Consider the following 25716-nt stretch of genomic DNA (forward strand, 5'->3'; position numbering starts at 1 on the left):
CGTCGACACGGGATCCGGCAAGCCACACGCCCAGCAGGCCCTCATTAGGTCGCGAGAGCGCGACCGGTCAAGCGCGTGGAGTGAACTGCCGCAAGCATGCGGGAATCCGTTCGCACACCTTAACACTTGCGGCGCGAGGACGGGAAACATGAAAGCCCGTGGAAAGATTTGGGTCGTCCTGGTCGCGATGTTCGCCTCCGTGAAGGCGCTCAACACGCCGGCTGCCGCGCAGCCTCAGAAGCCCAACATCGTCGTGATCATGGCCGACGAAATCGGCTATTGGAACAGCAGCGCCTACAACCGTGGCATGATGGGCGACCATACGCCGAACATCGGCCGCCTCGCTAACGAAGGCATCGGCTTTCCTGATCATTATGGCCGGCAATCCTGTCCTGCACCGAGGCCATTCAACCTGCGCTCCGACCCCTTTGTGCGGACCACATGCAATCGAGAGGCAGGGGGCTGAAAATGACTGAATTATTTAGGCGTTCGTCTCACGTGCTTGGTGCAGTGCTCGCTGGAGTACTCGGAGGCTCCTCAATCGCGCAGGAGCCACAACACTTCAGTCCCAAGGGAAAGATGCCCTCGCGCTACACGGTCGAGGCTCAACAGCAGCAGCGGCGCATCTTGCCCCTTGCTGACACGCAGGACTTCCAGGAAGCGAAACGTGGGTTCATTGCTGCGCCCCCCTACCGCAAGATCATGAATGACGAGGGCGGGGTCGCCTGGGACATCGATAACTGGGCCTTCCTCCTAGGTGGGAAAGACTACGACAGCATCCATCCCTCCTTGCAGCGTCAGGCTCTGCTCAATATGGAGTATGGCCTGTTCGAGGTTGTGCCGGGCATCTACCAGGTGCGCGGGTTCGACCTCGCCAACATCTCATTCATCCGGGGCAATACCGGGTGGATCGTGATCGATCCGCTGACGGTCAAGGAGACGTCGCGGGCTGCCCTCAGGTTCATCAACGAAAAGCTCGGCGCGCGTCCTGTCGTGGCAGTGATCATTTCCCATTCCCATGCCGACCATTTCGGCGGCATCCGAGGCGTCGTGGATGCCGCCGCACTAGCAGCCGGAACGGTTCAAATCATCGCTCCCAAGGGGTTCCTCAACGAGGCAATCGCCGAGAACCTCTATGCCGGCAACGCGATGACCCGTCGCAAGAGCTATACGTATGGCGACCTCGTGCCACCCAGCCCTTACGGTCAGGTGGATGCATCGATCGGCAAGGCCGTTGCGAGTGGCGATGCCGGCATCCTGCCCCCGACGAGGAGCATCGAACAGCCGATCGAGGAGTTGACGATCGACGGCGTGCGGATGGTTTTCCAGAATACCCCGGGGACCGAGGCGCCCGCGGAGATGAATACCTGGTTCCCGGATTTCAAGGCATTCTGGGCGGCAGAGAACATCGTCAGCACGCTGCACAACATCTTAACGCTACGGGGAGCGCCGGTCCGTGATGCATTGGCCTGGTCGCAATACATCAACGCTGCGCTCTATCAGTTTGGCGGCCAGGCTGAAGTGATGTTCGCGTCCCACAGTTGGCCGCGTTGGGGAAAAGAGCGGATTACCGAGGTGATGCGTGGCCAACGAGACATGTATGCGAACCTGAACAATCAGGTGCTGCACTTGGCCAACAGTGGCGTGACGATCAACCAGATCCACAACGTCTACGAGCCCCCCAAGAGTCTGCAGGAGCTATGGTACGACCGCGGTTATCACGGCTCCTACCTTCATAACAGCCGTGCCGTGATCCAACGCTATCTCGGCTTCTGGGACCTGAATCCGGCAACACTGGTTCCGCTGTCGCCGGAAGATTCCGCGCCGCTGTACATCGAAATGATGGGCGGTGCCGGGAAGGTGATGGCGAAGGGGCAGGAACTTTACAATCAGGGTGAGTATCGCCTCGCAACGGAAATTCTCAACAAACTGGTCTACGCGGAACCGGGCAACCAGGACGCAAAAGACCTCCTCGCCGACACCTATGAGCAGATGGGCTATCAGTTCGAGAGCCCAAGCCTGCGCAACAGCTTCCTGGCAGGCGCCAAGGAACTGCGTGATGGCGTCATTGCCGTAAAGGCTGCAAAAGCGGGCAGCCCTGATTTCGTGCGGGGAACCAGCACTGAGCAGTTCCTCAATTACCTCGCCATCCAGATGGATAGCCGCAAAGCCGAGGGCATGAAGTTCAAGATCAACCTCTCGACGCCCGATAACGGCGAGAGGTTTGTCACCGAGATGAGCAATGCCACACTGACGACGATTGCCGGCTATCAGGCCAGTGATGCCGATCTGACGATCACGATCGATCGCCGCGAGCTCGAGGACGTGATGATCGGAGCGGCGAAGCTGGCAGACAAAGTCGCCGCTGGTAAGGCCAAACTGGAGGGCAATCCGCAGGTCCTCACGCAGCTTGGCTCGACCATGGTCACGTTTGACAACTGGTTCGAAGTTTTGCCGAGTACGAAGAAGGAGGCTGGATTGTCTCCCAAGACCGAACTCTTGCAGGACGATGCGACCTACTACGAGGGGCCCTAGGGCGGCGACCGGTTCCTGATCATTGGATCGTGTCACCCTTTTTGAGCTTAGAGGAGGATCGGTGATGAGAAGCCTGCTGGCATTCCTCGCTCTCGCCCTGACGGCGTCGGCCGCCACGGCTCAGGTCGGACCACCCACGTCGCAGCGGTCCTGCTCGGCCAACCGCCAACTCGTGCTGAAGGACGGTTCGGTCGTCCTCGACACCGGGCCCATGACCTACGCCCGCTTCGTCAGGAGCGGTGCGGAGTGCCTGGTCGATCAGTTCCCCGGGCCGGCTTGGGTGCCAAGCTCCAACAACCCACAATGCTTCATTGGATACAGGTGCAAGGACGGCTCCGACGACTTCTGACGCTGAGTTCGGGAGGATTGAGGATTCCTTGTCATGCTCCTCAACCGCGTCGCCTGTACCTCTGAAAGGGATTGACCATGGATCCGATCGCATCCTCCGACATCAACCGCCGCGTCCTGTTCTCGACCTTGGCCCTGCTCCCTGCCATGTCCGGGCTGCTCCGTTCCGTTCCCGCAGTGGCGCAGGCACCAGCAGCCGGTGACCCCTTGCCGTCGTGGAATGATGGGGCAGCGAAGCAGGCCATCCTTGACTTCGTGCGCGTCACCACCGATCAGGCCAGCCAGAGCTACGTCCGTCCGGAGGAGCGCATCGCAACCTTTGACCAGGACGGAACCCTATGGGTCGAGCATCCGATGTACTCGCAGGTCGTCTACTGCCTCGATCGCGTTCCGACGGTGGTGGCAAAGCGGCCTGAACTCAAAAATGCCGAACCCTTCAAGACCGTTCTCTCGGGCAACCGGGCGGCAATGGCGAAGCTGTCGATGCGGGATCTCGAGAAGATCCTCGCCGCGACGCTGACTGGCATGACGGTGGATGAATTCAACGCCGAGGCCATGAAGTGGCTCGAAACGGCCCGGCATCCGCGCTGGCAGCGTCCCTACACCGAGTTGGTGTATCAGCCGATGCTTGAGGTCCTGCGCCACCTGCGCGACAATGGCTACAGGACCTACATCGTGACCGGCGGCGGCCAGGATTTCGTGCGCATCTATTCGCAGCAGGTGTACGGCATCCCGCCCGAGCAGGTGGTCGGCACGGCCGGCGCAACGAAGTTCGGCTATGGCAAGGACGGCAAGCCGTTCCTGACCAAGGAGCCGAAGTTGCTGCTCAACGACAACGACGCCGGCAAGCCTGAGGGCATTCACCTGATGATCGGCCGCCGGCCCCGTGCGGCCTTCGGCAACTCGAATGGCGACCGCGAGATGCTGGAATGGACCGCGTGGGGGATGGTGCGCGGCTCAAGATGCTGGTCCTGCATGATGACGCCACGCGCGAGTACGCCTACGGTCCGGCTGCGGGGCTGCCGGACACCCGGGTCGGTGCCCTCACTCCCGCGCTCTATGGCGAAGCGAAGAAGGATGGATGGTCGGTGATCAGCATAAAGGACGATTGGAAACGCATCTTCGCGTTCGAATGAGAACCCGGGCGCGGACAACCAATGAGGTCATCTCATGGCGTGGCGTGGATTTCTCATCAGGGCATTCGCCGTCGCACTCCTCGCCCCCGGCGGCGGCGTGACTTGGGCACAGGATGCTCCGCCGGAAGACCTTGCGTCGCAACTGCGGTTGCAGGGTCACCGCTGCGATGAACCGGTGACCGCGCAACGGGACGCCCAGCTTTCGAAGCCGGATGAGGTGGTATGGAACCTGAGGTGTAGCAACGCCTCCTACCGAATGCGCCTCACGCCCGACATGGCAGCCCGGGTCGAGGCGCTCGATTGATGCGCGATCGGCGGCAATGCTCCGATCTGTCAAGCAGATGGATTCCCTGGTCAAGCAGGACCGGATCGTTCGGGTAGCGTGGAGATGGCACGACCGGGTGCGAAGGTGGCCATCACCACTTCGTGGCGTGCAGGTGTGATCAGGAACGGGAGTATCTAACGCAAGGATCGCAGACATGAAAGCAGCAGTATTCGCCCTCAACTTCATCACGATCGGCATTCTCGGTGTGACTGCGGTGCAGGCACAACAGCCCGCAGGCAGCGCCGGGAAGGCCGCTGACGCGAAGAAGCCCCTGACGGAATGGACCTGTGCCGACTTCATGGGCGCCGACGACACATTCAGGCCGAAGCTCGTCTATTGGGCGACCGCCTATTCCAAGGCCGGAAAACCGGAAGCCGCCATCGTCGATGTCAGAGGAACTGAAAGTGTCGTCCCGATCGTCGCCGAGGAGTGCAGGAAGACGCCACAGGAGACTTTCCTGCAAAAACTTGATGCGGCATGGAAGAGCTTCGAAAAGAAGCTTTGATCCCGCGCGGCACAGCAACGATCACTGGGTGTATTGGCGCCAGTGCGATGGTGTCAGGGGCTCGCGCGGCGATGCTCATCATGGTGTCGCCGCAGGCCCCGCCTGACCCACCCGACACAGCCCGAGGTCTATCGGATGTGCCTCGTGCCAGGGATGGCTGCACGGATCGAGAGATTTGTTCGTGGTCGACGGCGATGTCCTGGCTGGTCACGTCGGCGACGCCAGAGGTCAACCAAGCCCAGTACGTTCGTATCGCGTGCCCAAGCGTACATGGCGTCCTTGCTTCAAGCCTGGATGCCGCAAGAGCCCGGTCGGGCCGGCTTCGCGTTCGACGGAGGTCCTAATCAAGGAGATGAACCATGCCAGTGAAGCATCACGCGTCTGATCTCATCCTCGTCGTCAGCCTCTTGTTCGCACCAGGCGTCGCGCTGTCCCAGGACGTGACGGCCAACCCGCAAGTGCCGATCAGGAAGGCCATCGGCCGGGTCACGCCCACGGGCCCGGTGCCCTCGCTCGCGGTCCTCAACGCCACTGGCGCAAAGCTGGAAAATGGCAAACTGACCCTGACCGGCGTAGCCCCGAACTCGATCGTGTTCGCCGACCGGCCGGTGCGGGCGGCGGGTCACGTGATGACCGCGCAGTTCATCATGCAATGGGACGAAGGCAAGAATAACTTTGCGGTGGATCCGCCCAACGCCACCGTGTCCGTCCTGGGCGGTGATGGCTCGAAGGTGAGCGATGCCGTGGTGACCCTGAAATCGCCGAAGCTCGAAGGCGGCAATCTCACCTTCGACGTTGCGGTGCTGGAGGGCAGCCTGTCCGGGGCGAGCGGACCGGCGGCGCTGTTCATCGATCATTTCGGCGGGTTCGGCGGCGGCTTTGGCGGGTTCCATGGAGGGTTCGCCGGCGGCGATTTCCGCGGCGGCTTCGATCGCTTCGGTGGCGGGGTGGATCGCTTTGGCGGCGACCGCTTCGGCTATGCGCGCGTCGGCGATGTCAATGTCGTGCGCGGCAATTACTGGCACGCCCCCATCTATCACGGCGCCTGGTACGGGGCGGGCGCCACGGCGGCCGGCATTGCCGCCGGGACCGCTCTGGGAGCAGCCGCGGCGGCATACCCGTACCTCGGATATGGTGGGCAGTGCGGCTATTACCCATATCCCCCGTGCTACTGAACGGACCTAGGGAACGACGGGCGGTTCGCCGCGGGACCGACCGCCCCATCGGTGTCGACCTGAGGCGCGACGAGAGAGTCATCCTTCCAGTCGCGCCCTGACGGAGTAAGCAACCAACTCCGCCCGGGAGTGAAGCCATGACGGTTAGCCGCCCCACCGTCTTTTGGGTCACGATCGCCATTATCGCCCTGCTGATGCTGGTGCTGTTGCGCGAGATCCTGCTGCCGTTCGCAGTCGGCATAACACTCGCCTACCTGCTGGCCCCGGTGGTCGACAGGCTGGAGCGGATCGGGCTCAACCGCTCGCTCGCAGCCCTGATGCTCGTGCTGCTCCTGGTCGTCGGTTTTGTCGGCCTCGTGCTGGTGATGCTTCCGGCGCTTGTCGGGGAACTGCGGTTCTTCGTCGACGAGTTCCCGCGCTATGTCACGCGGGTCCAAGCCCTCATGGCCGACGCGAACCGGCCCTGGCTGCATACGCTCATGGGTCAGGAACTGCGGATCGAGGAATCGGCCACTCACGCAGTGACCGCGATGGGGAGCGCCTGGCTCGACGAGCTTCTCCGCTCGGCATGGTCGGGTGGGAAAGCTGTGTTCTCCCTCCTGTCGCTGCTCGTGGTGGTACCGATCGTCAGCATCTACCTGCTGATCGATTGGGAGCGGATGAGCGCGGCGATCGACGGCTGTGTGCCCGCACAGCACCGCGAGGACGTCCGGGCCCTCGGGCAGGAGATCCACGGGACAGTGGCCGGCTTCGTGCGCGGGCAGAGCGTCATCTGCCTCATCCTGGCCGTGTTCTACGCCGGGGCCCTGCGGCTGACAGGCCTCCATCATGCCATCCTGATCGGCGTCACGGCCGGCCTGATCAGCTTCGTTCCCTTTCTCGGGCTCGGCGTCGGCTTCGTCGTCGCGACCTGCGTCGCCATCGCGCAGTTCTGGCCCGACTGGACGCCCCTTGCCGCGGTGGCCGGCACTTTCCTGATCGGGGAGATCCTTGCCGATTACGTGCTGTCGCCGCGCATCATCGGGAGCCGGGTCAAGCTCAACCCGGTCTGGTTGATCTTTGCCCTGTTCGCTTTCGGATACCTCTTCGGATTCGTCGGTCTGCTCGTTGCCATTCCGCTTGCGGCATCGCTTGGAGTCGTCCTGCGGTTCACGATGGCCCGGGCCCTGGCGGACGGAAGTCCGGATGCGGCCCCAACGTCATACAGTGTGGACATCACCCGCCCGTCCCCGAAGCGAGCCGCGCCAAGCAAGCATCCGGGAGTGGTTAGCCCGAGTGATCCGCGTCGTCCTGCACGGTAGTACCGCTCGGGCCCGGGCGAAGACCCCAGGGCTATCGCTGCGAAGGCAGCGCATGGCCGGTCAATGTGCCTGGACCACAAGGCTGGCCAACGTCACTCGTCCGTCCGATGTGTAGTGATTGACATGCTCCGTGGCGAGACCTTGACCGGCCTGATACACCTTCACGTCTGCGACGGACCCGATGGTCTCCAGCTCAGCGATGATGAAGTCGCGCTCGACATTGGTGTCCGAGTCCGTGGCATGGGTGATCTGGAACGTGAGACGGGTCAGGGACAAACCCGTATCCCTCGTGCCCGCCCCCACCCAGAGAACCCGTTCGTCATCGGGTGGACGGCCGGTGTTCAGCCAGAAGCTTGCCGATCCTCCTGCCCACGTGCTCTCGGCCCGCGCGATGCTCAAGGACCAAAACCGGATGTGATGGCGTTTGCGGGGGCTGTCGCCGATCGCCTTTTGAAATCCGATATCCTGGCCACGACCGAACAGATAGAGGGTGCTGAATGGGGCCGTGGGATAGGGCGAGTTGAACACGAAAGCCCGGATCATGCCCCAAGAGCTGGCCAAGCCCAGCCGGTCGGCCTCTGACCAGCCAAGAGCTGCGAAGGCCGCGCGAAGCTGTGCGAGTGTTCCCACGAGCGCCACGTTGACGGGGTCCCCCGGCAGTCCGTCGCCTGTTGTCGTGAAGCTGGGCACCCGTTTGCGATGGAGGAGCTTGAGGCCCATGCGGATGATCCATGGGAGAATGACGTAGGCGCCGACTGCATAAGTCAGGCCTACCGCCAGAATCCATGGCAGCCTTTGGTCCGCGGTATCGAAGACCACGAAGACGATCAGCCAGACGGAGGAGACGCCCAGCCCAAGGATGATGAGGCGTTGTAGGAGGCGGTTCAGCCATCGCATGACCCCAGCTCCGTCACGATCTACGCGGCCGTGATCAGCAGTCCGTGCAGATGCCCTTCATGACCTCACGATCGATCTGCTTGTCCCGTTGTTCCAGTTGCTGGTCGGCAATCGCATCATTGGCCGAGAATTCCTTACCCGGTGGCGGCACCGTACTGCTGTCGAGCATTCGATCGCTGCGCCGGACGGGATCTGAATCTCTCCTGAGGGCGTAAAAGGTCCACTGCTGTCCTGCGCCAGAGCTGGAGCTGTGGCGATCCACACACTGAATGTGATGAGTCCAAGGGAATGGCGCATCGCGGTGCCTCCAGAATGACGGCCTACCGTGCCCGGACGGCTGCCGGTCCGGTGAGTCCAGGCCCTCAGACAGGATAGACCTTCTGGCCGCTGGAACCACTCAGGAAAAACCCTGGAACTGCCAGGGCTAGACCCTGAAGCGTCAGGAGAGAACCCTACTTGCCGCCTTGTGATCCGGAGGATGCCGAGCTGCTTCAAGGAAATCTCATTGATATGCTGAGCCGTATGGCGTTGGGAGAGTGTCTTGCTCGCAAGATCGGGAAGGTCTGAAACGGGTCAAAATGTAACGTTGGACGGACCGAATGAATGTCGGCTCATGCCGCCAAAGCAGAAATCCGGGTAAAGTCTGCCCCTGCCAATAACAGCTATTCGCATTCATTCAGATCCGCGGCCACTTTGTCGGCTCGAGGCAATGTTCAAATGGAAAAAAGCTCAGGCTCCAGGGCGAACGGACAGGATGCCTTCGCACCTCTTCCTTGCACACTACGGGCCTTGGCTGAATGGGTACCAGTCGGGCGCCCGCATCGTCAGGCAAGCACAGGGACAGGCCGGGCCAGATTACATCCGTCGTGGCATGCCTCCTCACACAACCCACCGTGCCGGCGACCTCAGTCAGCCGATCGGAGTCCATCATCAGCTAGCAGGGCTCGAGTCCCGTTTCCGCCCAGGCGCACTCGCTCTGCAAAAGTGGCACTCGAAAAGGGGCGGCACTAACAGGCGATAACGCCGACGAATGTTACCTTAAACGTTACCTAGCACCGACCTGTTCGGCTCCGTAACGCCAATATCCTATCTAAGTTCTTGGAAACATTGGTGGGTGATGTAGGGCTCGAACCTACGACCCGCTGATTAAGAGTCAGCTGCTCTACCAACTGAGCTAATCACCCGTCGCGGAAGCAGATGCTGCCTAGAGCAATGGCGACTTCCACGCAACTGCCAACGGCTAAGCTCGCTCATTAGCTACGATTTGGCGCTGGCTGATTCGGTTGGATCTTATTCAAACCGTATGCGATCAGGACTAACTGCCGGCACCAGAGACGCTATTTAGCGCCCGTAGCTCGTTACCCTGGATGTTGCCCGGCAAGGACGGCAAATGCGACGCAAGGCCGCCAAAGCTATATAACTCATTGATTTTATTGGCGACCCCGGCAGGGCTCGAACCTGCGACCTACTGCTTAGAAGGCAGTTGCTCTATCCAGCTGAGCTACGGGGCCGCGCGCGAGGCGGCTGGACGTCAGTGCGTCCAGCGGTCGACGCGGTTGAACTTGAAATTGTCCGAATAGGCCATGAGGCGGCGCTTGACGTCGTGCGGCTCCTCGACCCGGTAGGCGATGCCCTCTCGCTGAGCGTAGGCGATGGCCTCTTCCTTGGTGTCGAACCAGAGCCGTAGCTGCTGACGGGTGTCGCCCGAGCTCGTCCATCCCATAAGGGGCTCAATCTCTCGCGGCTTGTCTTGGTCGAAGACCAGCAGCCACTGCTTCGTACGGGCGAGACCGGACTGCGTTGCGGACTTGGCGGGCTTATAAATCCGTGCGGACATCGGGTTCAGGAACTCTCTCGAACGTTCGGCCGGTGAGGATGGTCGGGGCGGCAGGATTTGAACCCGCGACCCTCTGCTCCCAAAGCAGATGCGCTACCAGACTGCGCTACACCCCGCCTTCGTCACCAGGGCTGTTGGCTATCACGGGACCCCCACTTCAGCAAGCTCCAGAAGGCTACCTCTTGAACAAGGGGTGCTCAATCCGGTCCCCCGCCTTGATTCCAAGGCGGGCAGCAGTTCCGGCATTCAACTCCAGAACGGCCAAGACCGGTTCGCCAGAGGGAATGGTGCGGGTCGACAAAGGTTCCGTATTGGCGGCAATCCGGGCGATGGTCCCGTCCGGCCGGATGAACAGCATGTCCAGGGGCAGATAGGTGTTCTGCATCCACATGGCGACCGGCTCGACCCGGCCGAAATCGAACAGCATGCCCCTGTCAGCCGGCATCGTACGGCGGAACATCAGGCCCTGCGCCCGGTCGGCCTCGTTCCGCGCCACCTCCACCTGGAAGCTTTGCCGTTGGCCGCTCGGGGAGACGATAGCCAGGGATTCCAGGGCCTGAGCATAGGCGGCGCCGATGAAGGCGGCGCACAGGCCGACAGCGAGGGCAAGGGCCCGCAGGGGACGCAACACGGGCAAGCTCATCAATGGGAGTGCGGCAGGGACATGTCGGCAAGACGGACTTCGGCCGCCATCAGGCCCTTGGAGCCGTCGCCGAAGCGCACATAGACCTGCTCGCCCGGCTTGAGCTCGGCAATGCCGTAGCGCCGCAAGGTCTCCATATGGACGAAGATGTCCGGTTTTCCTTCACCCTGGGTCAGGAAGCCGAATCCCCGCAGGCGGTTGAACCACTTCACCACCGCAGGCTCGAGGCCGCTGGTCGGCACCACCTGGACATGGGTCCTGGGAAGCGGGAGCTCCGACGGGTGCAGGGCGGTCGATTCGTCCAGCGAAAGAATGCGGAAAGCCTGGAGGCCCCGCGGCCGCTGGACAGCCTCCACCACGATGCGTGCGCCCTCATTCGCAGCCTGGTATCCGTCCCGGCGCAGGCAGGTCACATGGAGGAGCACGTCCGGCAGACCGTTGTCCGGCACGATGAAGCCGAACCCCTTGGCCACGTCGAACCACTTGATATGTCCGCTGACCTGAATGAGTTCGAGCGCACCCTCCTCGGAAACAGGACGCGCCTCCTCTCGCCGACCGGCATCAAAGGAGGACTGCTCCCCATGGAGGCTGAATGAGTTGGAGCCGTAATCGCTAGTCATGAAAAAACCCAGACTCGAATCACAAACCAGATTCTTAACGAGAGGATAACATCGTCCTGAGTCAGGGGAAGTCAGAAACGCTCACATGCCGATGATGAATTTTCTTGCATTCGGTAAGAGCTTCTAATTCCTAAACAAAGACGGAAAGCACGGATCCTATTTCTTCATGGATCACGAGATCGGCTATTCCGTCGAGGGGCGTTGGCTCCCGACTGATGATCACGAGCCTGGCGCCGTTCTCCTTCGCAAGCTCGGGGAAGGCCGCCGCGGGATACACCATCAGGGAGGAGCCTGCGACCAGGAAGAGGTCGCAGCCCAGCGCCAGCCGACGCGCCCGGCGCATCGCCGTTTCCGGCATGGCCTGGCCGAACGAGATGGTCGCCGACTTGAGGATGCCCCCGCAGGCCTGGCAGGTGGGCGGGTCTCCGCTGGCCTCGAAGCGACTGCGGATCCATCCGAGATCGTACGGACGCTGGCACGTCAGGCATTTCGCATAGGTGCCGTTGCCGTGAAGCTCGATCACCTGATCGTCCGAGAGGCCGGACGCCTGATGAAGGCCGTCGATGTTCTGGGTGATCACGGCGGGCATGCGGCCCGAGGCGACGAGAGCCGCAAGCCCGAGATGCCCAGGGTTCGGGCGGACCCCGCGATAGAGATCGTCCATGGCGAACTTCCGCCGCCATGCCTCCCGGCGAGCCTCTTCGCTGCGCAGGAAGACCTCGAAGTCGATCGGCTTGTGCCGCATCCAGGGGCTATTCGGGGATCGGAAGTCGGGCACGCCGCTCTCCGTCGAGATCCCGGCGCCGGTGAATCCGACGACAACGTCCGATTCGCCGACCATTTCCTGGAGGGCGGTGATTGACGCGGAGAGGCGATCGGTCATGAAGCTGATATAGGAACGCCCGCCGAGGCGTGACACCCCTCCCCGCTGGCACAGAATCGACAGGGCGAAAGCGACGTGACCGTTCACAGCATCCAAAGCAAGGCCGCCGCGTCCCAGCGTTGGGACGCCATCGACGTCGCCCGCGGCCTGGCGATCTGCGCCATGGTGGTCTACCACTTCAGCTGGGACCTGAGCTTCCTCAAGCTGATCGCGACGAACATCCTCCAGGTGCCGGCGTGGCGCTGGTTCGCACGCGGCATCGCGGGCTCCTTCCTGCTTCTGGCGGGTGTCGGGCTTGCCCTCGCCCATGCACAGGGTTTCCGGAAGGCTCCGTTCCTTCGGCGGCTTGCGAAGGTGGGGGGAGCGGCCCTGGCCGTGACCCTGGTGACGTTCTTCGCTTTCCCGGAGAGCTATATCTTCTTCGGCATCCTTCACTGCATCGCGGTCTCCAGCATCATCGCCCTGCCCTTCCTCAGGCTTCATCCGGCGCTGACCCTCGCGGTCGCAGTCGCGTGCTTCGTAATGCCTTGGGTTTTCACCAGCCCGGCGCTCGATCAGCCCTGGCTCGACTGGCTCGGCCTCGGATCGACCGACCCGGTCACGAACGACTACGTGCCGATCTTTCCCTGGTTCGGCTTTGTCCTCAGCGGAGTCGCGGTCGGGAAATGGCTTCTCCGCCTTAGGGAGACGATGGTCCTCGCGCGTTGGCGGGCGACCAATTGGCTCTCGAAAGGCCTCGTCTGGGCCGGTCGCAAGAGCCTGCCGATCTATCTCACCCACCAGATCGTCCTGCTCGCTGTGCTCTACGGCGTCCTGCAGATCGTCGGTCCCAATCCTGCCGCGGAAGCGCGCCCGTTCATTGCGGAATGCGAGGCGAACTGCGTCGAGCAGAACGGCCAGCCCGGTCTGTGCCGCTCGACCTGCACATGCATCGCCGAGAACCTGCGCCAGAGCGACGTCTGGCGAAAGATCCTCGACGGCACGGTCACTGCCGAGGACCAGACGCGGATCTCGCGGACCGCGCAGCAATGCCTGCGCAGGGCCCCTTAAGCGCCGGCCGCGTTCGAACGGCCCTCGCCCCGCTCGAAACGGGACTCGGCCAGAAGGCAGAGAAGTTCGAAGGCGATCGAGGCGCCGACCAGTGCGGTGCCGCCGGACTGATCGAGGGGTGGCGAGACCTCGACCATGTCGGCGCCGACGAGGTTCAGGTGGCGGAAGCCGCGCACGAGCTGGAGCGCCTCCCGGCTCGTGAACCCGCCGATCTCCGGCGTCCCCGTGCCGGGGGCGAAGGCAGGATCGATCGAGTCGATGTCGAAGGTGAAATAGGTCGGCGCCATGCCGACGACCCGGCGCGCCTCGGCGATGGCGTAGGGAACTCCCTTCTCCACCACCTCTTCCATGTCGATGATGCGGATGCCCTGATCCAGGGCCCACTGGCGTTCATCGGCGGAGTACATCGTGCCGCGGATGCCGATCTGCACCATGCGCCCGGGATCGAGGACGCCATCCTCGATGGCGCGGCGGAAGGGCGTTCCATGGGTCAGCTTCTGGCCGCCGAAGAACGTGTCGCCGGTATCGCTGTGGGCGTCGACATGGATTAGCCCGAGGGGCTGGTTCGAGCCGAGCGCTCGCAGGATCGGATAGGAGACGATGTGGTCGCCGCCGATCGACAGGGGCACGACTCCGCCCTGGTGGAGATAGGACACCTCCGCCTCGATCCGTCGGAGGGTGTCCTGCACGTCGATCGGGTTGACCGGGACATCGCCGATGTCCGCGCAAGCGCAGAGATCGTAGGGTGCGACCAGGGTGCCATAATTCACGAAGCGCATCAGGGACGACGCCTCCCGCACCTGCCTCGGACCGAGGCGCGTGCCGGGCCGATTGGTGGTCGCACCGTCGAACGGAATCCCGAGAAGGGCGATGTCGATCCGACCCGGCGCTTCGGTCGGCGCGAGGTACGGCAGCCTCATGAATGTGGAGATGCCGGCAAACCGCGGCACGACCATGCCGGAAAGAGGCTGAAAGGCCTCCAGGCGCTCCGGACGGGTTAGCCGATCCGTCTTCGTCTTCAGGTTCTGAGCCATCAATTCCCGTCCTTCCACGGCGTCCTCCATGGACAAGGTTATGAGCGCCTCGCTCCCGATGAGGCCGAAATCCTCATGTGCCGCAGCCAATTCTGTCGTGAGGCCTGGAGTCAGACACGATCTCGGCTGTCGGAGGCCGGGTAGCCCTCGAAGCTCTTGAGGGTCTTCAGCACGAAGGTCGTATGGATGCGCCCGATCCCGAAGGCAGGGTCGGCCAGGAAGGCGTCGGTGAGAGCCTCGTACGCTGCGAGCGTCGGCGCCACGATCCGGGCGATGTAGTCGTATTCGCCATTCACCACCTGAAGCTCGATGACTGCCGGGTGGGCGCTCAAGGCGCGTTCCAGCCTCTGCCGGGCGGCGCCCGAAGGGTCCCGCATGCTGATGCTGGCCAGCGCGATGATGTCGTGTCCCAATGCGGACGGCTCGACCAGAACCGTAAAGCCCCGGATGACGCCATTTTGCTCAAGGCGCTTGACTCGCTCCAGGCAGGGCCGGGCGGAAAGCCCCACGCGCTCGGATAGCGCCTGGTAGGTGATCCGGCCGTTCCGGCGAAGCGCCTCGAGAATCGAGAGGTCGATCCTGTCGAGCCGGTTCCTGGCTTCGCGGCTAAGCGGCTTCACCGGCAGCTTCATGATTCCTCTCAATCGACTGGCACATGCCGCGCGCCCTGGAACGAGCGCAAAGCTTGGGGTCTCTATCGTACCATCAGGCACCGTGGCAATTCCATGGTGGCTTGACCGCCGGCTCGGGGCGCCGACAATCGCTCGCACCCGGGCAAACCAAATCCGGTTCGGGCGAGTTGAGGGTACTGTGATCCGGGCGTTGCGTCCGTGATCCGAACGGGAGGACGAGCCTTGCTGGTGCTGCGGGACTTTCTGACGGAGCTTCCTCTGATCGCCATTCTGAGGGGACTGAAGCCGGAGAATGCCGAGGCGACGGGCCACGTGCTCGTGGAGGCCGGCTTTCGCGTGATCGAGGTGCCGCTGAACTCGCCCGATCCGTTCCGCAGCATCGAGACCCTGGCGAAGACCATGCCGAAGGATGTGCTCGTCGGCGCAGGCACGGTCCTGGAGCCGGAGCTCGTGAACGGCGTGCTCGATGCCGGCGGGCGTCTGATCGTCATGCCTCACGCCGACACGGACGTGATCCGGCGCGCTAAGGATTTGCGGCTCGTCTGCACGCCGGGGGTGGCGACGCCGACAGAGGCCTTCGCCGCCCTCAAGGCTGGGGCCGACGCCATCAAGATCTTCCCGGCGGAGGCCATTCCTCCGGCGGTCGTGAAGGCCTGGCGGGCGGTCCTGCCGAAGGACGTCATCGTCCTGCCCGTCGGCGGCATCAAGCCGGACACGATGAGGCCCTATGTCGAGGCCGGAGCCAACGGTTTCGGATTGGGGTCCGCCCTGTTCACGCCCTCCATGTCGGTCGAGGACATCGGCTACAACGCACGGGAATTCGCGTCCGCCTGGCAGACCCTCCGGGCCTGATGAGCTGGTTGGTGCAGCCGCGGCTGGTGAACGGCCCGTTCGACGATCCGGGGCTATACCTGGACTTTCGTTTCGGACGACGGGCGATCCTGTTCGACCTGGGCGATCTGGCCCCCCTCTCCTCGCGGGAGCTGATGCGGGTCAGCCATGCCTTCGTGTCCCATACGCATGTGGACCATTTCGCCGGGTTCGACCAGTTGCTGCGCGTGTGCCTTCACCGTCCCGGCCCGCTGCACCTGCTGGGCCCGCCCGGCTTCATCGACCGGGTCGACCACCGGCTTCAGGGCTTCACCTGGAACCTCATCGACGAGACCTCGGTCGACTTCCAGATCCATGTCGGCGAGTTCTGGGAGGATCGGATTGCCCGCAAGGCGGTCTTCCCGGCGCGCCAGGTCTTCATGCGCCAGGATGCGGAGATCTCCGACTTGCCGCAGCATGTGGTGCTGTCGGAGGACGACTTTCACATCGAAGCGGTCAGTCTCGACCATGGGATTCCATCGCTGGCCTTCGCCCTTCGCGAGACTCAACGGGTCAACGTCCGGCGCGGGGTCCTGGAACGCCTCGGGTTCCCGAAAGGGCCATGGCTCAACCGGGCGAAGAGCCTCATCCGCGCCGGGACCGGGGATGCGGACCTGGACATCCCCGGGATCGGGCAGATCTCGCTCCGGGACGTGCCGGAAAAGCTGTTCTTCGTCGGCCCCGGTCAATCGATCGCCTATGTCACGGATACGGCATTCAGCGAGGAGAATCGGGACAAGATCCTCTTTCTGGCAAGAGACGCGGACCAGCTTTTCATCGAGGCAGTCTTCCTCGAGCGGGATCATCAGCTGGCGGCAGATTCACGGCATCTGACGGCGTTCCAGGCGGGCCTGCTCGCGCGCAAGGCAAGGGTCCGCGACCTGAACGTATTCCACCATTCCGCACGGTACCTGAACGAGCCGACCGCGCTCAGGCACGAAGCCTTCTGGGCCTTCGAGCAGGAAGCCCCGCTCTGAGATCCCTTAACGCCGGCCGCCGCGGCCGCGGAAGAACGGGACGGTGAGCAGCCGTCGGCCCGTCTCGTCTGTGATCTCGAGCTCGATATTGCCGGCATCCGCGAGTTGGTCGCGCAGCTCCTCGACGGTCGCGAGAGCCTCGGCGCGGGCCGCCTCGATATCGGGAAGTTCGATGCCTTCCTCGTCTTCGTCGAGGTCGTAGCCGTCACGGATGTTGAAGAAGAAGCGCGGCATGGGAGTCCAGCGTCGTAAATGAGGGGTTTTCGATCTCCCCTCGAATGGAACAGGGGCAGATTAGTTCCGGCCCAAACGATTCGATATTACGATTTTGAGGGGATGTTCCATGTGGCGCGGCCTAGGGGAATCGAACCCCTCTTCCCAGCGTGAAAGGCTGGTGTCCTAACCGATAGACGAAGGCCGCTTAATCGGGGCAGTGCCGCCGAAGTGGGCGGACATATAGATGGGTTCTTCCCGCACGGCAAGCGCTAAAGGAGCACTTATTCCGGCTTTGCCACATCCATGATCCGGACCTCCACCTTCTCTGCGCCGCCCCATCGATCGACCGACAAGGTGCCTGCCACATGAAGGCTGTTTCCGATCCCATTGGACAGGGCCATGCCGAGCGGCTGACCCGCCGCCCGGAAGGCGATTCCGCCGATGATCGAGCCATCGCCTCCCCTCAGCTTGACCCGTACATGCCCACCGCTTCCGACCTCCCGGGCTTCGACGAGCCGGTGCTGCGGGAACACGAAAACCGGCTCCGGATGACCGGCCCCGAAGGGGCCTGCCCGCTCGAGGGCCGCGACGACGCCGGGCTGCGCTCCGCCCGCCATCAGCGTGGCGTCGATCGCGAAATGGTCGTTGAGCTGAGCCACGCTGACCGGGTCCGCGAGCCTTTCCCCGACATAGGCGCGGAACCGTTCGAGATCGGCCGCCTGGATCGTGACCCCCGCCGCCATCGTGTGGCCGCCGCCCTTGATGGCGAGGCCCACGTCGACGGCGGCCCTCACCACGGCTCCGAGATCGACCCCGGGAACCGAACGGCCCGATCCGGTCGCCGTACCGTCCGAGTTGAGGGTGAACGCGAATGCGGGACGACGGAAGCGCTCCTTCGTGCGCGCGGCGATCAGGCCGACGACGCCCGGATGCCAGTCGCCCGAGGCCGTGACCACCACCGGCAGGTCCGGCTGGGTCTCCATGGCCATGAAGGCCTGCGCCTCGGCATCGGCGACGGCCATGACTTCGATCGCCTGCCTTTCCCGGTTCAGGCGGTCGAGTTCGGCGGCCAGCTGCCCGGCCTGGAGGGAATCCTCCGTCAGGAGCAACCTGGAGCCGAGCGCCGCATCGCCGATGCGGCCGCCCGCGTTGATGCGCGGGCCCACGAGGTAGCCGAGATGCCAGCATTCCGGCGCGCCCGCGAGGCCGGCGGCATCGAGAAGAGCGGCAAGCCCAACCCGGCGGCGGCTGCGCATGACGGCCAGCCCCTGCCTGACGAAGGCGCGGTTCAGGCCGATCAGCGGCACCACGTCGGCGACGGTCGCAAGGGCCACCAGATCGAGGCTTCCCATGAGATCTGGCTCGGATCCGCCGTTGAAGAAGCCGCGCTTGCGCAGCGCGCGGTTGAGCGCCACGAGGAACAGGAAGACCACCCCGGCGGCGCAGAGATGGCCCAGGCCCGACAGGTCGTCCTGCCGGTTCGGGTTGACGATGGCGAGGGCCTCCGGGAGCTCCGTCGGCGCCTGGTGATGGTCCAGAACGACGGAATCGAGGCCGATGCGCTTGGCCTCGGCCAACGGTACGATGCTGGCGGTGCCGCAATCGACCGTGACGAGAACGTCAGCCCCCTGCTCCCTCAGAGCTCGGATGGCATCGACATTGGGCCCGTAGCCCTCGGTGATCCGGTCCGGAATATGGATGGCGTAGGAGACGCCGCAGGACCGTAGGTATTCCGCAAGCAGTGCGGCGCTGCACGCTCCGTCGACGTCGTAGTCGCCGAAGATCGCGACCTTCTCCCGCCGGATCACCGCATCCGCCAGACGGGACGCGGCCGGTTCCATGTCGGTCAGAACAGCGGGGTCGGGCATTAGGTCCCGCAGGCGCGGATTGAGAAACCCTTCCGTCTCGTGAAGCCCGACGCCGCGCCCCGCGAGGACCCGGGCCAGAACATCCGAAAGGCCGTGCATCTGCGCGATCGCGAGCGCGACGGTGCCCTGGGCAGTGCTGCACCGCTCGACCCAGGTGCGGCCCAGGGCGGAACTAGTCACTCCGAGGAACGGTCGGGGGAGATGAAGAGGAGCTGATTCGGTCACCGGCGGAGAGTAACCCGAAATGTGGTCAAAACACCTTGCGGTATTGAATGAAGCCGCTCCGCGCCGCCACCTTCTCGTAAAGCACCTGGGCCGAGGTGTTCGTCTCGTGGGTCAGCCAGTAGACGCGGCTTGCACCCTGGGCCTGAGCCCTCTCGTAGACGGCTTCGATCAGGGCGCGGCCGACGCCACGGTTGCGGGCCTTTTCCGAGGTGAAGAGGTCCTGGAGGTAGCAGTAGTCGCCGGTGGTCCAGGTCGAGCGGTGATAGAGGAAGTGCACGATCCCTACGACCTCCCCGTCGAGAACCGCCACGAGGCCGTGCATGGGCTCGGCGGGATCAAGCAGTCGCCGCCAGGTGGTCTCGGTCACCTCGGGAGCCAGGGAGGCTTTGTAGAAGGTCAGGTAGCCCTGCCAGAGCGGATCCCAGGCGGCGCGATCGTCTGATGTGTAGGGACGGATCTCGATACCGTCTTTCGTCGTCATGTCCCTGCCCCATGTTCGTGACGTTCGGCCGTTTCCACGGCCTTTGCTGCACTGTGGAAAAGAGCTCCCCTCACCGAGGGGAGCTCGTCGTCGATCAATCCAGGTGGAACTTCGAGATCTCGCGGTGCTCGCCGTAGATCCGGCGCACCGTGCCGGTGGCGGAGCGATAAACCACGGTCTCCGTGGTGATCACGTCCTTGCCGAAGTTGACGCCCTTGATGAGCGCACCGTCGGTGACGCCGGTCGCCGCAACGATCACGTCGCCGCGGGCAAGATCGGTCATGTCGTACTTCCGGTTCGGGTCGGTCACGCCCATCTGCAGGGCGCGGGACCGCTTCTCCTCCGTGTCGAGGATCAGGCGGCCCTGCATCTGGCCGCCGATGCAGCGCAGTGCGCCGGCCGCGAGCACGCCTTCGGGAGCGGCGCCGATGCCGAGATAGATGTCGATGCCGGTCTCTTCCGGCTTGGTCGTGAAGATCACGCCCGCCACGTCGCCGTCCGAGATCAGGCGGATACCGGCGCCCGTCTTGCGGATGGCGGCGATCAGGTCCGCATGGCGCGGCCGGTCGAGCACGAGAGCGGTGAGCTCATTGGGCTTCACGCCCTTCGCCTTCGCGAGGTTGTGGATGTTCTCTTCCGGCGAGGCATCGAGGTCGACGACACCGGTCGGATAGCCCGGGCCGACGGCGATCTTGTGCATGTAGACGTCCGGCGCGGCGAGCAGGGTGCCGGCCTCGGCCATGGCCATGACGGCGATCGAGCCGGGCATGTCCTTGGCGCAGAGGGTGGTGCCCTCCAGCGGATCGACCGCGATGTCGACCTTCGGGCCCTGCTTGTTGCCGACCTTCTCGCCGATGAAGAGCATCGGCGCCTCGTCGCGCTCGCCCTCTCCGATCACGACGGTGCCGTCGATGGGGAGCTTGTTGAGCTCGCGGCGCATGGCGTCCACGGCGGCCTGGTCGGCGGCCTTCTCGTTGCCGCGCCCACGCAGACGAGCGGAAGCGACCGCCGCGCGCTCGGTGACGCGGACGAGTTCCAGGGTCAGGATTCGCTCGATGATCTGGCCCGGTTGGACGGTAATGCCTTGCGACATGGACGGGGGGTCTCCCTTTTGACGGCGTCTGTGAGCGTTCAAGCTCAAGAAAGAGGTTTATTCGCGTTCGATACGAATGACTTGGGGCGGTTCGGCGATAAGACCATCCCTCGATATCTTGTCGAGTGCCGACCGGATGGAGGCTTCGGTCGCCGCATAGGTAATGAGCACGAGGGGAACGGGCGCACCCGACCGCCCATGGGGATCCTTCGTGGCGGCCATCTCGGACCGCTTTTGGAGGATGCTCTCCAGGGAAATATCCGCCTCGGCCATGCGGGTGGCGACGCCTGCGGCAACGCCGGGCCGGTCATGGACCGTGAGGCGGATGTAATAGCCCCCCTCATGCCGCTGCATGGGAGCTCGCGGCGCCGCCTCCAGGTCCGCGACCGGCCGGCCGAACGTGGTGCCGGCCTTGCCGCCCGCCACATCGGCGATATCGGCCACGACTGCGGAAGCCGTGGCGTCGCCGCCGGCGCCTGGCCCGATCAAGGTCAGTTCCTTGACGGCGTCCGCGTCGATGGTAACGGCATTCGTCACGCCCATGACCTGGGCGATCGACGAGGTCTTGGGCACCATTGTCGGGTGCACGCGCTGCTCGATGCCGGTCTCGGTGCGCTCCGCCACGCCCAGCAGCTTGATCCGGAACCCGAGTTCGTGCGCCATGGCGAGATCGAGCGGCGCGATCGATGAAATGCCCTCCACGTAGATCGCCTCGGCGTCGATCTTCGAGCCGAAGGCGAGGCTCGTCAGAATCGCGAGCTTGTGGGCGGTGTCGAAGCCCTCGACGTCGAAGGTCGGGTCGGCCTCGGCATAACCGAGACGCTGCGCGTCCTTGAGGCACTCCGCGAAGGTCAGGCCTTCCAGCTCCATGCGGGACAGGATGTAGTTGCAGGTGCCGTTGAGGATTCCATAAAGGCGGGACACCCGGTTGCCGGGCAGTGCCTCGCGCAGGGTCTTGATGACGGGGATGCCGCCGGCGACGGAGGCCTCGAAGGCCAGGGAAACACCCTTTTCCTCGGCCAGCGATGCCAATGCCGAGCCGTGCTTCGCGAGCAGCGCCTTGTTGGCCGTGACCACGTGCTTCCCGAGGGACAGGGCGGTCCGGACGACCTCATGGGCCGTCCCGTCCGCTCCGCCGATGAGTTCCACGACGCAATCGACCTCTTCGGAGCGTGCGAGAGCCAGCGGATCGTCGAACCAGGTGAAGCGGGACAGGTCGAAACCGCGATCCTTGGCGCGGTCCCGCGCCGAGACGCCGACCACCTGAACGGGCCGCCCGCCCCTCTGCGCGACTGTCCGGTTCTGACGGTCGAGAATCTGGATGACCGAAGCGCCAACCGTGCCGAGGCCTGCTATGCCCACCCGAAAAGGACGTATCACGAACAACAGCTCCCATTGAAACCCGGGTCGCTCTTTACGACTGCCACGGTTCCATGTCCATGCATCGCAGGCATTCGCGATCCTTGCCCTCAGCGGGCACGGGCCATCGGGACGACATTGTGCAGGGTCTGGTCGGACGAATCGAAGAAGCGACGGATGTTGCGCGCGGCCTGACGGATCCGCTGCTCGTTCTCCACGAGGGCGATGCGGACATAGTTGTCGCCGTGCTCCCCGAAGCCGATGCCGGGCGCCACAGCCACGTCGGCCTTCTCGACGAGGAGCTTTGAAAATTCCAGGCTGCCCATGGAGCGGAATTTTTCGGGAATCTGCACCCAAGCGAACATGGAGGCCGTCGGGGCCGGAACGGTCCATCCCGCCTTTCCGAACGACTCGACGAGAACGTCGCGCCGGCGCTTGTAGATCGCCCGCATCTCACGAATGCAGTCGTCCGGCCCGTTGAGGGCTGCCGTCGCGGCCACCTGGACGGGCGTGAAGGCGCCGTAATCGAGATAGGATTTCACGCGGGCGAGCGCCGCCAGCAGGCGCTCGTTCCCGACCGCGAAGCCAATGCGCCATCCGGCCATGGAGAAGGTCTTGGACATCGAGGTGAACTCGACCGCCACATCGATGGCGCCGGGTACCTGCAGGATCGACGGCGGCGGATTCGACTCGTCGAAATAGACTTCCGAATAGGCAAGGTCCGACAGCAGGATCAGGTCGTGCTTCTTCGCGAACGCCACGAGATCGCGATAGAAATCGAGGGACGCGACATAGGCGGTCGGGTTCGACGGATAGCAGACCACCAGCGCCACGGGCTTCGGGATCGAATGGGCGACAGCCCGCTCGGCTGCCGGGAAGAAGTCGGGCGTGGGCTCTGCCGGGACCGAGCGGATCACGCCGCCGGCCATGAGAAAGCCGAAGGCGTGGATCGGGTAGCTGGGGTTCGGCACCAGAATCACGTCGCCGGGCTCCGTGATGGCCTGGGCCATGTTGGCGAAGCCTTCCTTCGAGCCGAGGGTGGCGACCACCTGGGTGTCGGGATTGAGCTTCACGCCGAACCGGCGCTCATAGTAGCCGGCCTGGGCCCGGCGAAGGCCGCCGATGCCTTTCGAGGCGGAATAGCGGTCGGTCCGGGGCTTCCCGACCGTCTCGACCAGCTTGTCGATCACGTGCTGGGGCGCCTGGAGATCCGGATTGCCCATGCCGAGATCGATGATGTCGGCTCCGCCAGCGCGGGCGGCAGCCTTGATGCGGTTGACCTGCTCGAAGACGTAAGGGGGAAGGCGCTTGATGCGGTAAAAATCCGGCATGGGTCTGGTCCTCGAAAGGTCTTTCAATATCTGCCCGAGGCTTCGGGCCTATCGGGTCTTCGGAAGGGGAACCGGCTGCGGCGCCGGGGTCCCTCCGAGCTGAGCGGCCGCCTTGCCGGCAGCCTCGTTCTGGGCCCGCAGGGCGTCGAGCTCAGCTTCCGCCGCCTTGACCTCGTCGGCGGTGCGCGCTGGCGTCGACCGACCAGGCTCGGACGTTCCCACCGGCAGGAAGTCAAGCTTCTCTGGCCTTGAGCTTGCGACGAAATCCGGCGTTTGCGCCACCTTTGGACCCGCGCCGACGGCCGCGAACAGATCGCGGGTTGGATTGGAACCCTCGGCACAGCCTGCCGCGTTGGCAACAAGAAGCACCGTGAGACCGGCCGCGGCGACGCGACTGACGGGTAAAGCTTTAGTCGTAAAACGCATTTTCAACTTCAACACAGGTGACATAGCTCTGGCTTATCCGATGCTTCGAACGCTAAAATGTCGGAAATGCGGCTCATGAGCAATGGCAGCGAGACGTCGGGAGAACGCCTTATGAGCAAAATGCTCGATGATGCAAAGGCCCAGACCGCAGCTCCTGATTTCGAGGAGCTGTCCCGCAACATCGCCCTGTTCATCGAGGGAGCCGGAAAGGCGACGGCCGCCTACCTCAAACCGCTGGAGAACGGGAAGGCCAAGCCGGGCCTTGCAAGCGACGCGGAGGAGGCCGTGAAGGCTCTCGGGCCCGTAGCCGAGGCCTGGATGACCGACCCGCAGAGAGCTTTCGAGGCCCAGACCCGCCTCGGCACGCAGTTTCTCGACCTCTGGACCGCCACGCTCAAGCGCGCCCAAGGCGAGGAGACGGAACCGGTCGCGGAGCCGGAGCCCAAGGACAGTCGCTTTCGCGACCCGGAATGGTCGAACAATCCGCTCTTCGACTTCTTGAAGCAGGCCTATCTCATCACGTCGCGCTGGGCCGAGGACATGGTGGACGAGGCCGAGGGGGTGGACGACCGCACCCGGCACAAGGCTCACTTCTATCTCAGGCAGATTTCGAGCGCCCTCTCGCCCTCGAACTTCCTGCTGACGAACCCGGAGCTGCTGCGGGAAACCCTGAAGCAGAACGGCGCGAATCTCGTGCGCGGAATGTCGATGCTGGCGGAGGACATCGAGGCCGGCTCCGGAGAGCTCAAGATCCGCCAGTCCGACCCGACTGGGTTCGAGATCGGCGTCAACATCGCCAACACGCCCGGGAAGGTCATCTTCCGGAACGACCTTATCGAGCTGATCCAGTATGCCCCGACGACCGAGAAGGTCCTGAAGCGCCCTCTCCTGATCGTTCCGCCCTGGATCAACAAGTTCTACATCCTCGATCTCAATCCGGAGAAAAGCTTCATCCGGTGGGCCGTGTCGCAGGGCCTGACGGTCTTCTGCATCTCCTGGGTCAACCCGGCCGAGGACCACGCGGAGAAGAGCTTCGAGCATTACATGCGCGAGGGCATCTTCGCAGCGCTCGACGCGATCGAGGAGGCGATCGGGGAGAAGAAGGTCACGGCGATCGGCTACTGCGTCGGCGGGACCCTCCTGGCCGTGACCCTCGCCTACATGGCGGCAATCAAGGACAAGCGGATCGATAGCGCCACCTTCTTCACCGCCCAGGTGGACTTCACGCATGCGGGCGACCTCAAGGTCTTCGCCGACGAAGGGCAGATCCGCTCGATCGAGAGCGACATGAAGACCCGCGGCTATCTCGAAGGCTCGAAGATGGCCAACGCGTTCAACATGCTGCGGCCGAACGATCTCATCTGGCCCTATGTCGTGAACGTCTACATGAAGGGTCAGGCGCCCTATCCGTTCGACCTGCTCTACTGGAACTCCGATTCCACCCGCATGCCGGCGGCGAACCATGCCTTCTACCTGCGCAACTGCTACCTCGAGAACCGGCTCGCGAAGGGCGAGATGGAAGTCGGCGGCGTCAAGCTCGACCTGAAGAAGGTGAAGGCTCCGATCTTCAACCTCGCCACGAAGGAAGACCACATCGCCCCGGCCCGCTCGGTCTTCCTGGGGTCGAAGTCCTTCGGCGGCCCTGTGGATTTCGTGCTTGCGGGATCCGGGCACATCGCAGGGGTGGTCAACCCTGTCGGCAAGCCCAAGTACCAGTACTGGACTGGGGGAAAGGTCGAAGGGGATTTCGAGGATTGGGTGAAGAACGCCTCGGAAACCACGGGCACCTGGTGGCCCTACTGGTTCGAGTGGATCAAGAAGCAGGCGCCGCGCATGGTCGCGGCACGGGAGCCGGGCCGAGGCAAGCTCAAGGCGCTTTGCGACGCACCGGGCACCTACGTCCGGGCGAAGTCCTGACCGATCGGAAGGGCGGCACCGCCAATGAAAAA

General features: G+C 63.8%; 27 protein-coding genes and 4 tRNA genes. 12 read left to right on the top strand and 19 right to left on the bottom strand.

What is annotated here, in order from left to right:
- The first annotated feature begins 148 nt into the window (after positions 1–148).
- From DES45_RS08150 to DES45_RS08185, 8 genes are all read left to right on the top strand, one after another.
- Positions 149–466: a sulfatase-like hydrolase/transferase gene (locus DES45_RS08150; RefSeq protein WP_170151432.1), complete on the top strand. Its 318-nt coding sequence runs from the start codon at positions 149–151 to the stop codon at positions 464–466.
- A gap of 113 nt (positions 467–579) precedes the next feature.
- Positions 580–2535: an alkyl/aryl-sulfatase gene (locus tag DES45_RS08155; RefSeq protein WP_245571614.1), complete on the top strand. Its 1956-nt coding sequence runs from the start codon at positions 580–582 to the stop codon at positions 2533–2535.
- Positions 2536–2599: 64 nt separating this feature from the next.
- Complete coding sequence (locus DES45_RS08160) at positions 2600–2884, top strand: hypothetical protein (RefSeq protein WP_210272087.1); 285 nt, start codon at positions 2600–2602, stop codon at positions 2882–2884.
- A 146-nt stretch (positions 2885–3030) separates the two neighbouring features.
- Positions 3031–3975, top strand: a complete 945-nt coding sequence (locus DES45_RS08165; RefSeq protein ID WP_342633513.1) for an HAD family hydrolase — start codon at positions 3031–3033, stop codon at positions 3973–3975.
- A 78-nt stretch (positions 3976–4053) separates the two neighbouring features.
- Complete coding sequence (locus tag DES45_RS08170; RefSeq protein ID WP_210272092.1) at positions 4054–4323, top strand: hypothetical protein; 270 nt, start codon at positions 4054–4056, stop codon at positions 4321–4323.
- Positions 4324–4498: 175 nt separating this feature from the next.
- Entirely contained in the window at positions 4499–4849 is a 351-nt protein-coding gene (hdeA, locus tag DES45_RS08175) for an acid-activated periplasmic chaperone HdeA (RefSeq protein WP_114769517.1), read from the top strand.
- A gap of 359 nt (positions 4850–5208) precedes the next feature.
- Positions 5209–6024 carry a hypothetical protein gene (locus DES45_RS08180; protein WP_114769518.1) on the top strand — a complete coding sequence of 272 codons (816 nt, stop codon included), beginning with the start codon at positions 5209–5211 and terminating at the stop codon, positions 6022–6024.
- 137 nt (positions 6025–6161) lie between these two features.
- The gene (locus DES45_RS08185) at positions 6162–7325 is read left to right on the top strand and encodes an AI-2E family transporter (RefSeq protein ID WP_114769519.1); all 1164 of its coding nucleotides are present in this window, start codon (positions 6162–6164) and stop codon (positions 7323–7325) included.
- A gap of 60 nt (positions 7326–7385) precedes the next feature.
- On the opposite strand, the gene DES45_RS08190 is transcribed toward DES45_RS08185, so the two are convergent.
- The 9 genes from DES45_RS08190 to DES45_RS08225 all read right to left on the bottom strand — a co-directional run bounded on the left by DES45_RS08190 (position 7386) and on the right by DES45_RS08225 (position 12205).
- Positions 7386–8222 carry an LssY C-terminal domain-containing protein gene (locus tag DES45_RS08190; RefSeq protein ID WP_114769520.1) on the bottom strand — a complete coding sequence of 279 codons (837 nt, stop codon included), beginning with the start codon at positions 8220–8222 and terminating at the stop codon, positions 7386–7388.
- A gap of 34 nt (positions 8223–8256) precedes the next feature.
- Positions 8257–8391, bottom strand: coding sequence for a hypothetical protein (locus tag DES45_RS26010; RefSeq protein WP_281024072.1), 135 nt, complete (start codon positions 8389–8391; stop codon positions 8257–8259).
- A gap of 939 nt (positions 8392–9330) precedes the next feature.
- Positions 9331–9406 (bottom strand) — tRNA-Lys (locus DES45_RS08195).
- 250 nt (positions 9407–9656) lie between these two features.
- Positions 9657–9733, bottom strand: a tRNA-Arg gene (locus tag DES45_RS08200).
- A gap of 20 nt (positions 9734–9753) precedes the next feature.
- Complete coding sequence (locus DES45_RS08205) at positions 9754–10059, bottom strand: ETC complex I subunit (protein WP_114769521.1); 306 nt, start codon at positions 10057–10059, stop codon at positions 9754–9756.
- Between the two features lie 39 nt (positions 10060–10098).
- Positions 10099–10175, bottom strand: a tRNA-Pro gene (locus DES45_RS08210).
- Between the two features lie 59 nt (positions 10176–10234).
- A complete protein-coding gene (locus DES45_RS08215; RefSeq protein ID WP_114769522.1) occupies positions 10235–10702 on the bottom strand; it encodes a DUF192 domain-containing protein in 468 nt (155 codons plus the stop codon).
- Positions 10702–11322, bottom strand: a complete 621-nt coding sequence (locus DES45_RS08220) for a cold-shock protein (protein ID WP_210272086.1) — start codon at positions 11320–11322, stop codon at positions 10702–10704. Before DES45_RS08220 ends, DES45_RS08215 begins: the two co-directional genes overlap by 1 nt.
- A 130-nt stretch (positions 11323–11452) precedes the next feature.
- Positions 11453–12205: an SIR2 family NAD-dependent protein deacylase gene (locus DES45_RS08225; protein ID WP_425374277.1), complete on the bottom strand. Its 753-nt coding sequence runs from the start codon at positions 12203–12205 to the stop codon at positions 11453–11455.
- Between the two features lie 75 nt (positions 12206–12280).
- Between DES45_RS08225 and DES45_RS08230 the strand changes: the two genes are divergently transcribed.
- On the top strand, positions 12281–13255 hold the full coding sequence (locus tag DES45_RS08230; RefSeq protein WP_114769523.1) for an acetyltransferase domain-containing protein: 975 nt from the start codon (positions 12281–12283) through the stop codon (positions 13253–13255).
- Here DES45_RS08230 and speB read toward each other — a convergent pair.
- Both speB and DES45_RS08240 read right to left on the bottom strand, forming a co-directional pair.
- Entirely contained in the window at positions 13252–14289 is a 1038-nt protein-coding gene (speB, locus tag DES45_RS08235) for an agmatinase (protein ID WP_114769956.1), read from the bottom strand. The two genes, DES45_RS08230 and speB, sit on opposite strands and share 4 nt — an antisense overlap.
- A gap of 110 nt (positions 14290–14399) precedes the next feature.
- A complete protein-coding gene (locus tag DES45_RS08240; RefSeq protein WP_114769524.1) occupies positions 14400–14921 on the bottom strand; it encodes an Lrp/AsnC family transcriptional regulator in 522 nt (173 codons plus the stop codon).
- A 228-nt stretch (positions 14922–15149) separates the two neighbouring features.
- Here DES45_RS08240 and DES45_RS08245 point away from each other — a divergent pair, with 228 nt between their 5' ends.
- Together DES45_RS08245 and DES45_RS08250 are read left to right on the top strand one after the other, a co-directional pair.
- Positions 15150–15773, top strand: coding sequence for a 2-dehydro-3-deoxy-6-phosphogalactonate aldolase (locus tag DES45_RS08245; RefSeq protein WP_114769957.1), 624 nt, complete (start codon positions 15150–15152; stop codon positions 15771–15773).
- On the top strand, positions 15773–16768 hold the full coding sequence (locus tag DES45_RS08250) for a ribonuclease Z (RefSeq protein WP_114769525.1): 996 nt from the start codon (positions 15773–15775) through the stop codon (positions 16766–16768). The genes DES45_RS08245 and DES45_RS08250 overlap by 1 nt, the downstream gene beginning before the upstream one ends.
- A 6-nt stretch (positions 16769–16774) precedes the next feature.
- Here the strand turns inward: DES45_RS08250 and DES45_RS08255 are convergent, their stop codons facing one another.
- The 8 genes from DES45_RS08255 to DES45_RS08290 all read right to left on the bottom strand — a co-directional run bounded on the left by DES45_RS08255 (position 16775) and on the right by DES45_RS08290 (position 23791).
- Positions 16775–17002 (bottom strand): DUF6894 family protein, encoded by a 228-nt coding sequence (locus DES45_RS08255; protein WP_114769526.1) that lies wholly within the window; start codon positions 17000–17002, stop codon positions 16775–16777.
- Between the two features lie 112 nt (positions 17003–17114).
- Positions 17115–17189 (bottom strand) — tRNA-Glu (locus DES45_RS08260).
- Between the two features lie 76 nt (positions 17190–17265).
- Positions 17266–18951, bottom strand: a complete 1686-nt coding sequence (recJ, locus tag DES45_RS08265; protein ID WP_245571668.1) for a single-stranded-DNA-specific exonuclease RecJ — start codon at positions 18949–18951, stop codon at positions 17266–17268.
- 151 nt (positions 18952–19102) lie between these two features.
- Positions 19103–19558 carry a GNAT family N-acetyltransferase gene (locus tag DES45_RS08270; protein WP_114769528.1) on the bottom strand — a complete coding sequence of 152 codons (456 nt, stop codon included), beginning with the start codon at positions 19556–19558 and terminating at the stop codon, positions 19103–19105.
- A gap of 94 nt (positions 19559–19652) precedes the next feature.
- Positions 19653–20651, bottom strand: a complete 999-nt coding sequence (glpX, locus tag DES45_RS08275; protein WP_114769529.1) for a class II fructose-bisphosphatase — start codon at positions 20649–20651, stop codon at positions 19653–19655.
- A 57-nt stretch (positions 20652–20708) separates the two neighbouring features.
- Positions 20709–22031: a homoserine dehydrogenase gene (locus tag DES45_RS08280; RefSeq protein ID WP_114769958.1), complete on the bottom strand. Its 1323-nt coding sequence runs from the start codon at positions 22029–22031 to the stop codon at positions 20709–20711.
- 89 nt (positions 22032–22120) lie between these two features.
- On the bottom strand, positions 22121–23341 hold the full coding sequence (locus DES45_RS08285) for an LL-diaminopimelate aminotransferase (protein ID WP_114769530.1): 1221 nt from the start codon (positions 23339–23341) through the stop codon (positions 22121–22123).
- Positions 23342–23389: 48 nt separating this feature from the next.
- Positions 23390–23791: a hypothetical protein gene (locus tag DES45_RS08290; RefSeq protein WP_114769531.1), complete on the bottom strand. Its 402-nt coding sequence runs from the start codon at positions 23789–23791 to the stop codon at positions 23390–23392.
- A 96-nt stretch (positions 23792–23887) separates the two neighbouring features.
- Between DES45_RS08290 and DES45_RS08295 the strand changes: the two genes are divergently transcribed.
- Positions 23888–25684, top strand: a complete 1797-nt coding sequence (locus DES45_RS08295; RefSeq protein WP_114769959.1) for a PHA/PHB synthase family protein — start codon at positions 23888–23890, stop codon at positions 25682–25684.
- Positions 25685–25716 lie beyond the last annotated feature (32 nt).

Source organism: Microvirga subterranea (genome assembly GCF_003350535.1).
Lineage (GTDB): Bacteria > Pseudomonadota > Alphaproteobacteria > Rhizobiales > Beijerinckiaceae > Microvirga > Microvirga subterranea.

Coding starts and splice junctions, on each gene's coding strand:
- DES45_RS08150 (WP_170151432.1), top strand. CDS start 149: ATGAAAGCCCGTGGAAAGATTTGGGTCGTCCTGGTCGCGATGTTCGCC.
- DES45_RS08155 (WP_245571614.1), top strand. CDS start 580: ATGCCCTCGCGCTACACGGTCGAGGCTCAACAGCAGCAGCGGCGCATC.
- DES45_RS08160 (WP_210272087.1), top strand. CDS start 2,600: ATGAGAAGCCTGCTGGCATTCCTCGCTCTCGCCCTGACGGCGTCGGCC.
- DES45_RS08165 (WP_342633513.1), top strand. CDS start 3,031: ATGTCCGGGCTGCTCCGTTCCGTTCCCGCAGTGGCGCAGGCACCAGCA.
- DES45_RS08170 (WP_210272092.1), top strand. CDS start 4,054: ATGGCGTGGCGTGGATTTCTCATCAGGGCATTCGCCGTCGCACTCCTC.
- hdeA (WP_114769517.1), top strand. CDS start 4,499: ATGAAAGCAGCAGTATTCGCCCTCAACTTCATCACGATCGGCATTCTC.
- DES45_RS08180 (WP_114769518.1), top strand. CDS start 5,209: ATGCCAGTGAAGCATCACGCGTCTGATCTCATCCTCGTCGTCAGCCTC.
- DES45_RS08185 (WP_114769519.1), top strand. CDS start 6,162: ATGACGGTTAGCCGCCCCACCGTCTTTTGGGTCACGATCGCCATTATC.
- DES45_RS08190 (WP_114769520.1), bottom strand. CDS start 8,222: ATGCGATGGCTGAACCGCCTCCTACAACGCCTCATCATCCTTGGGCTG.
- DES45_RS26010 (WP_281024072.1), bottom strand. CDS start 8,391: ATGCTCGACAGCAGTACGGTGCCGCCACCGGGTAAGGAATTCTCGGCC.
- DES45_RS08205 (WP_114769521.1), bottom strand. CDS start 10,059: ATGTCCGCACGGATTTATAAGCCCGCCAAGTCCGCAACGCAGTCCGGT.
- DES45_RS08215 (WP_114769522.1), bottom strand. CDS start 10,702: ATGAGCTTGCCCGTGTTGCGTCCCCTGCGGGCCCTTGCCCTCGCTGTC.
- DES45_RS08220 (WP_210272086.1), bottom strand. CDS start 11,322: ATGACTAGCGATTACGGCTCCAACTCATTCAGCCTCCATGGGGAGCAG.
- DES45_RS08225 (WP_425374277.1), bottom strand. CDS start 12,205: ATGACCGATCGCCTCTCCGCGTCAATCACCGCCCTCCAGGAAATGGTC.
- speB (WP_114769956.1), bottom strand. CDS start 14,289: ATGGCTCAGAACCTGAAGACGAAGACGGATCGGCTAACCCGTCCGGAG.
- DES45_RS08240 (WP_114769524.1), bottom strand. CDS start 14,921: ATGAAGCTGCCGGTGAAGCCGCTTAGCCGCGAAGCCAGGAACCGGCTC.
- DES45_RS08250 (WP_114769525.1), top strand. CDS start 15,773: ATGAGCTGGTTGGTGCAGCCGCGGCTGGTGAACGGCCCGTTCGACGAT.
- DES45_RS08255 (WP_114769526.1), bottom strand. CDS start 17,002: ATGCCGCGCTTCTTCTTCAACATCCGTGACGGCTACGACCTCGACGAA.
- recJ (WP_245571668.1), bottom strand. CDS start 18,951: ATGCACGGCCTTTCGGATGTTCTGGCCCGGGTCCTCGCGGGGCGCGGC.
- DES45_RS08270 (WP_114769528.1), bottom strand. CDS start 19,558: ATGACGACGAAAGACGGTATCGAGATCCGTCCCTACACATCAGACGAT.
- glpX (WP_114769529.1), bottom strand. CDS start 20,651: ATGTCGCAAGGCATTACCGTCCAACCGGGCCAGATCATCGAGCGAATC.
- DES45_RS08285 (WP_114769530.1), bottom strand. CDS start 23,341: ATGCCGGATTTTTACCGCATCAAGCGCCTTCCCCCTTACGTCTTCGAG.
- DES45_RS08290 (WP_114769531.1), bottom strand. CDS start 23,791: ATGTCACCTGTGTTGAAGTTGAAAATGCGTTTTACGACTAAAGCTTTA.
- DES45_RS08295 (WP_114769959.1), top strand. CDS start 23,888: ATGCTCGATGATGCAAAGGCCCAGACCGCAGCTCCTGATTTCGAGGAG.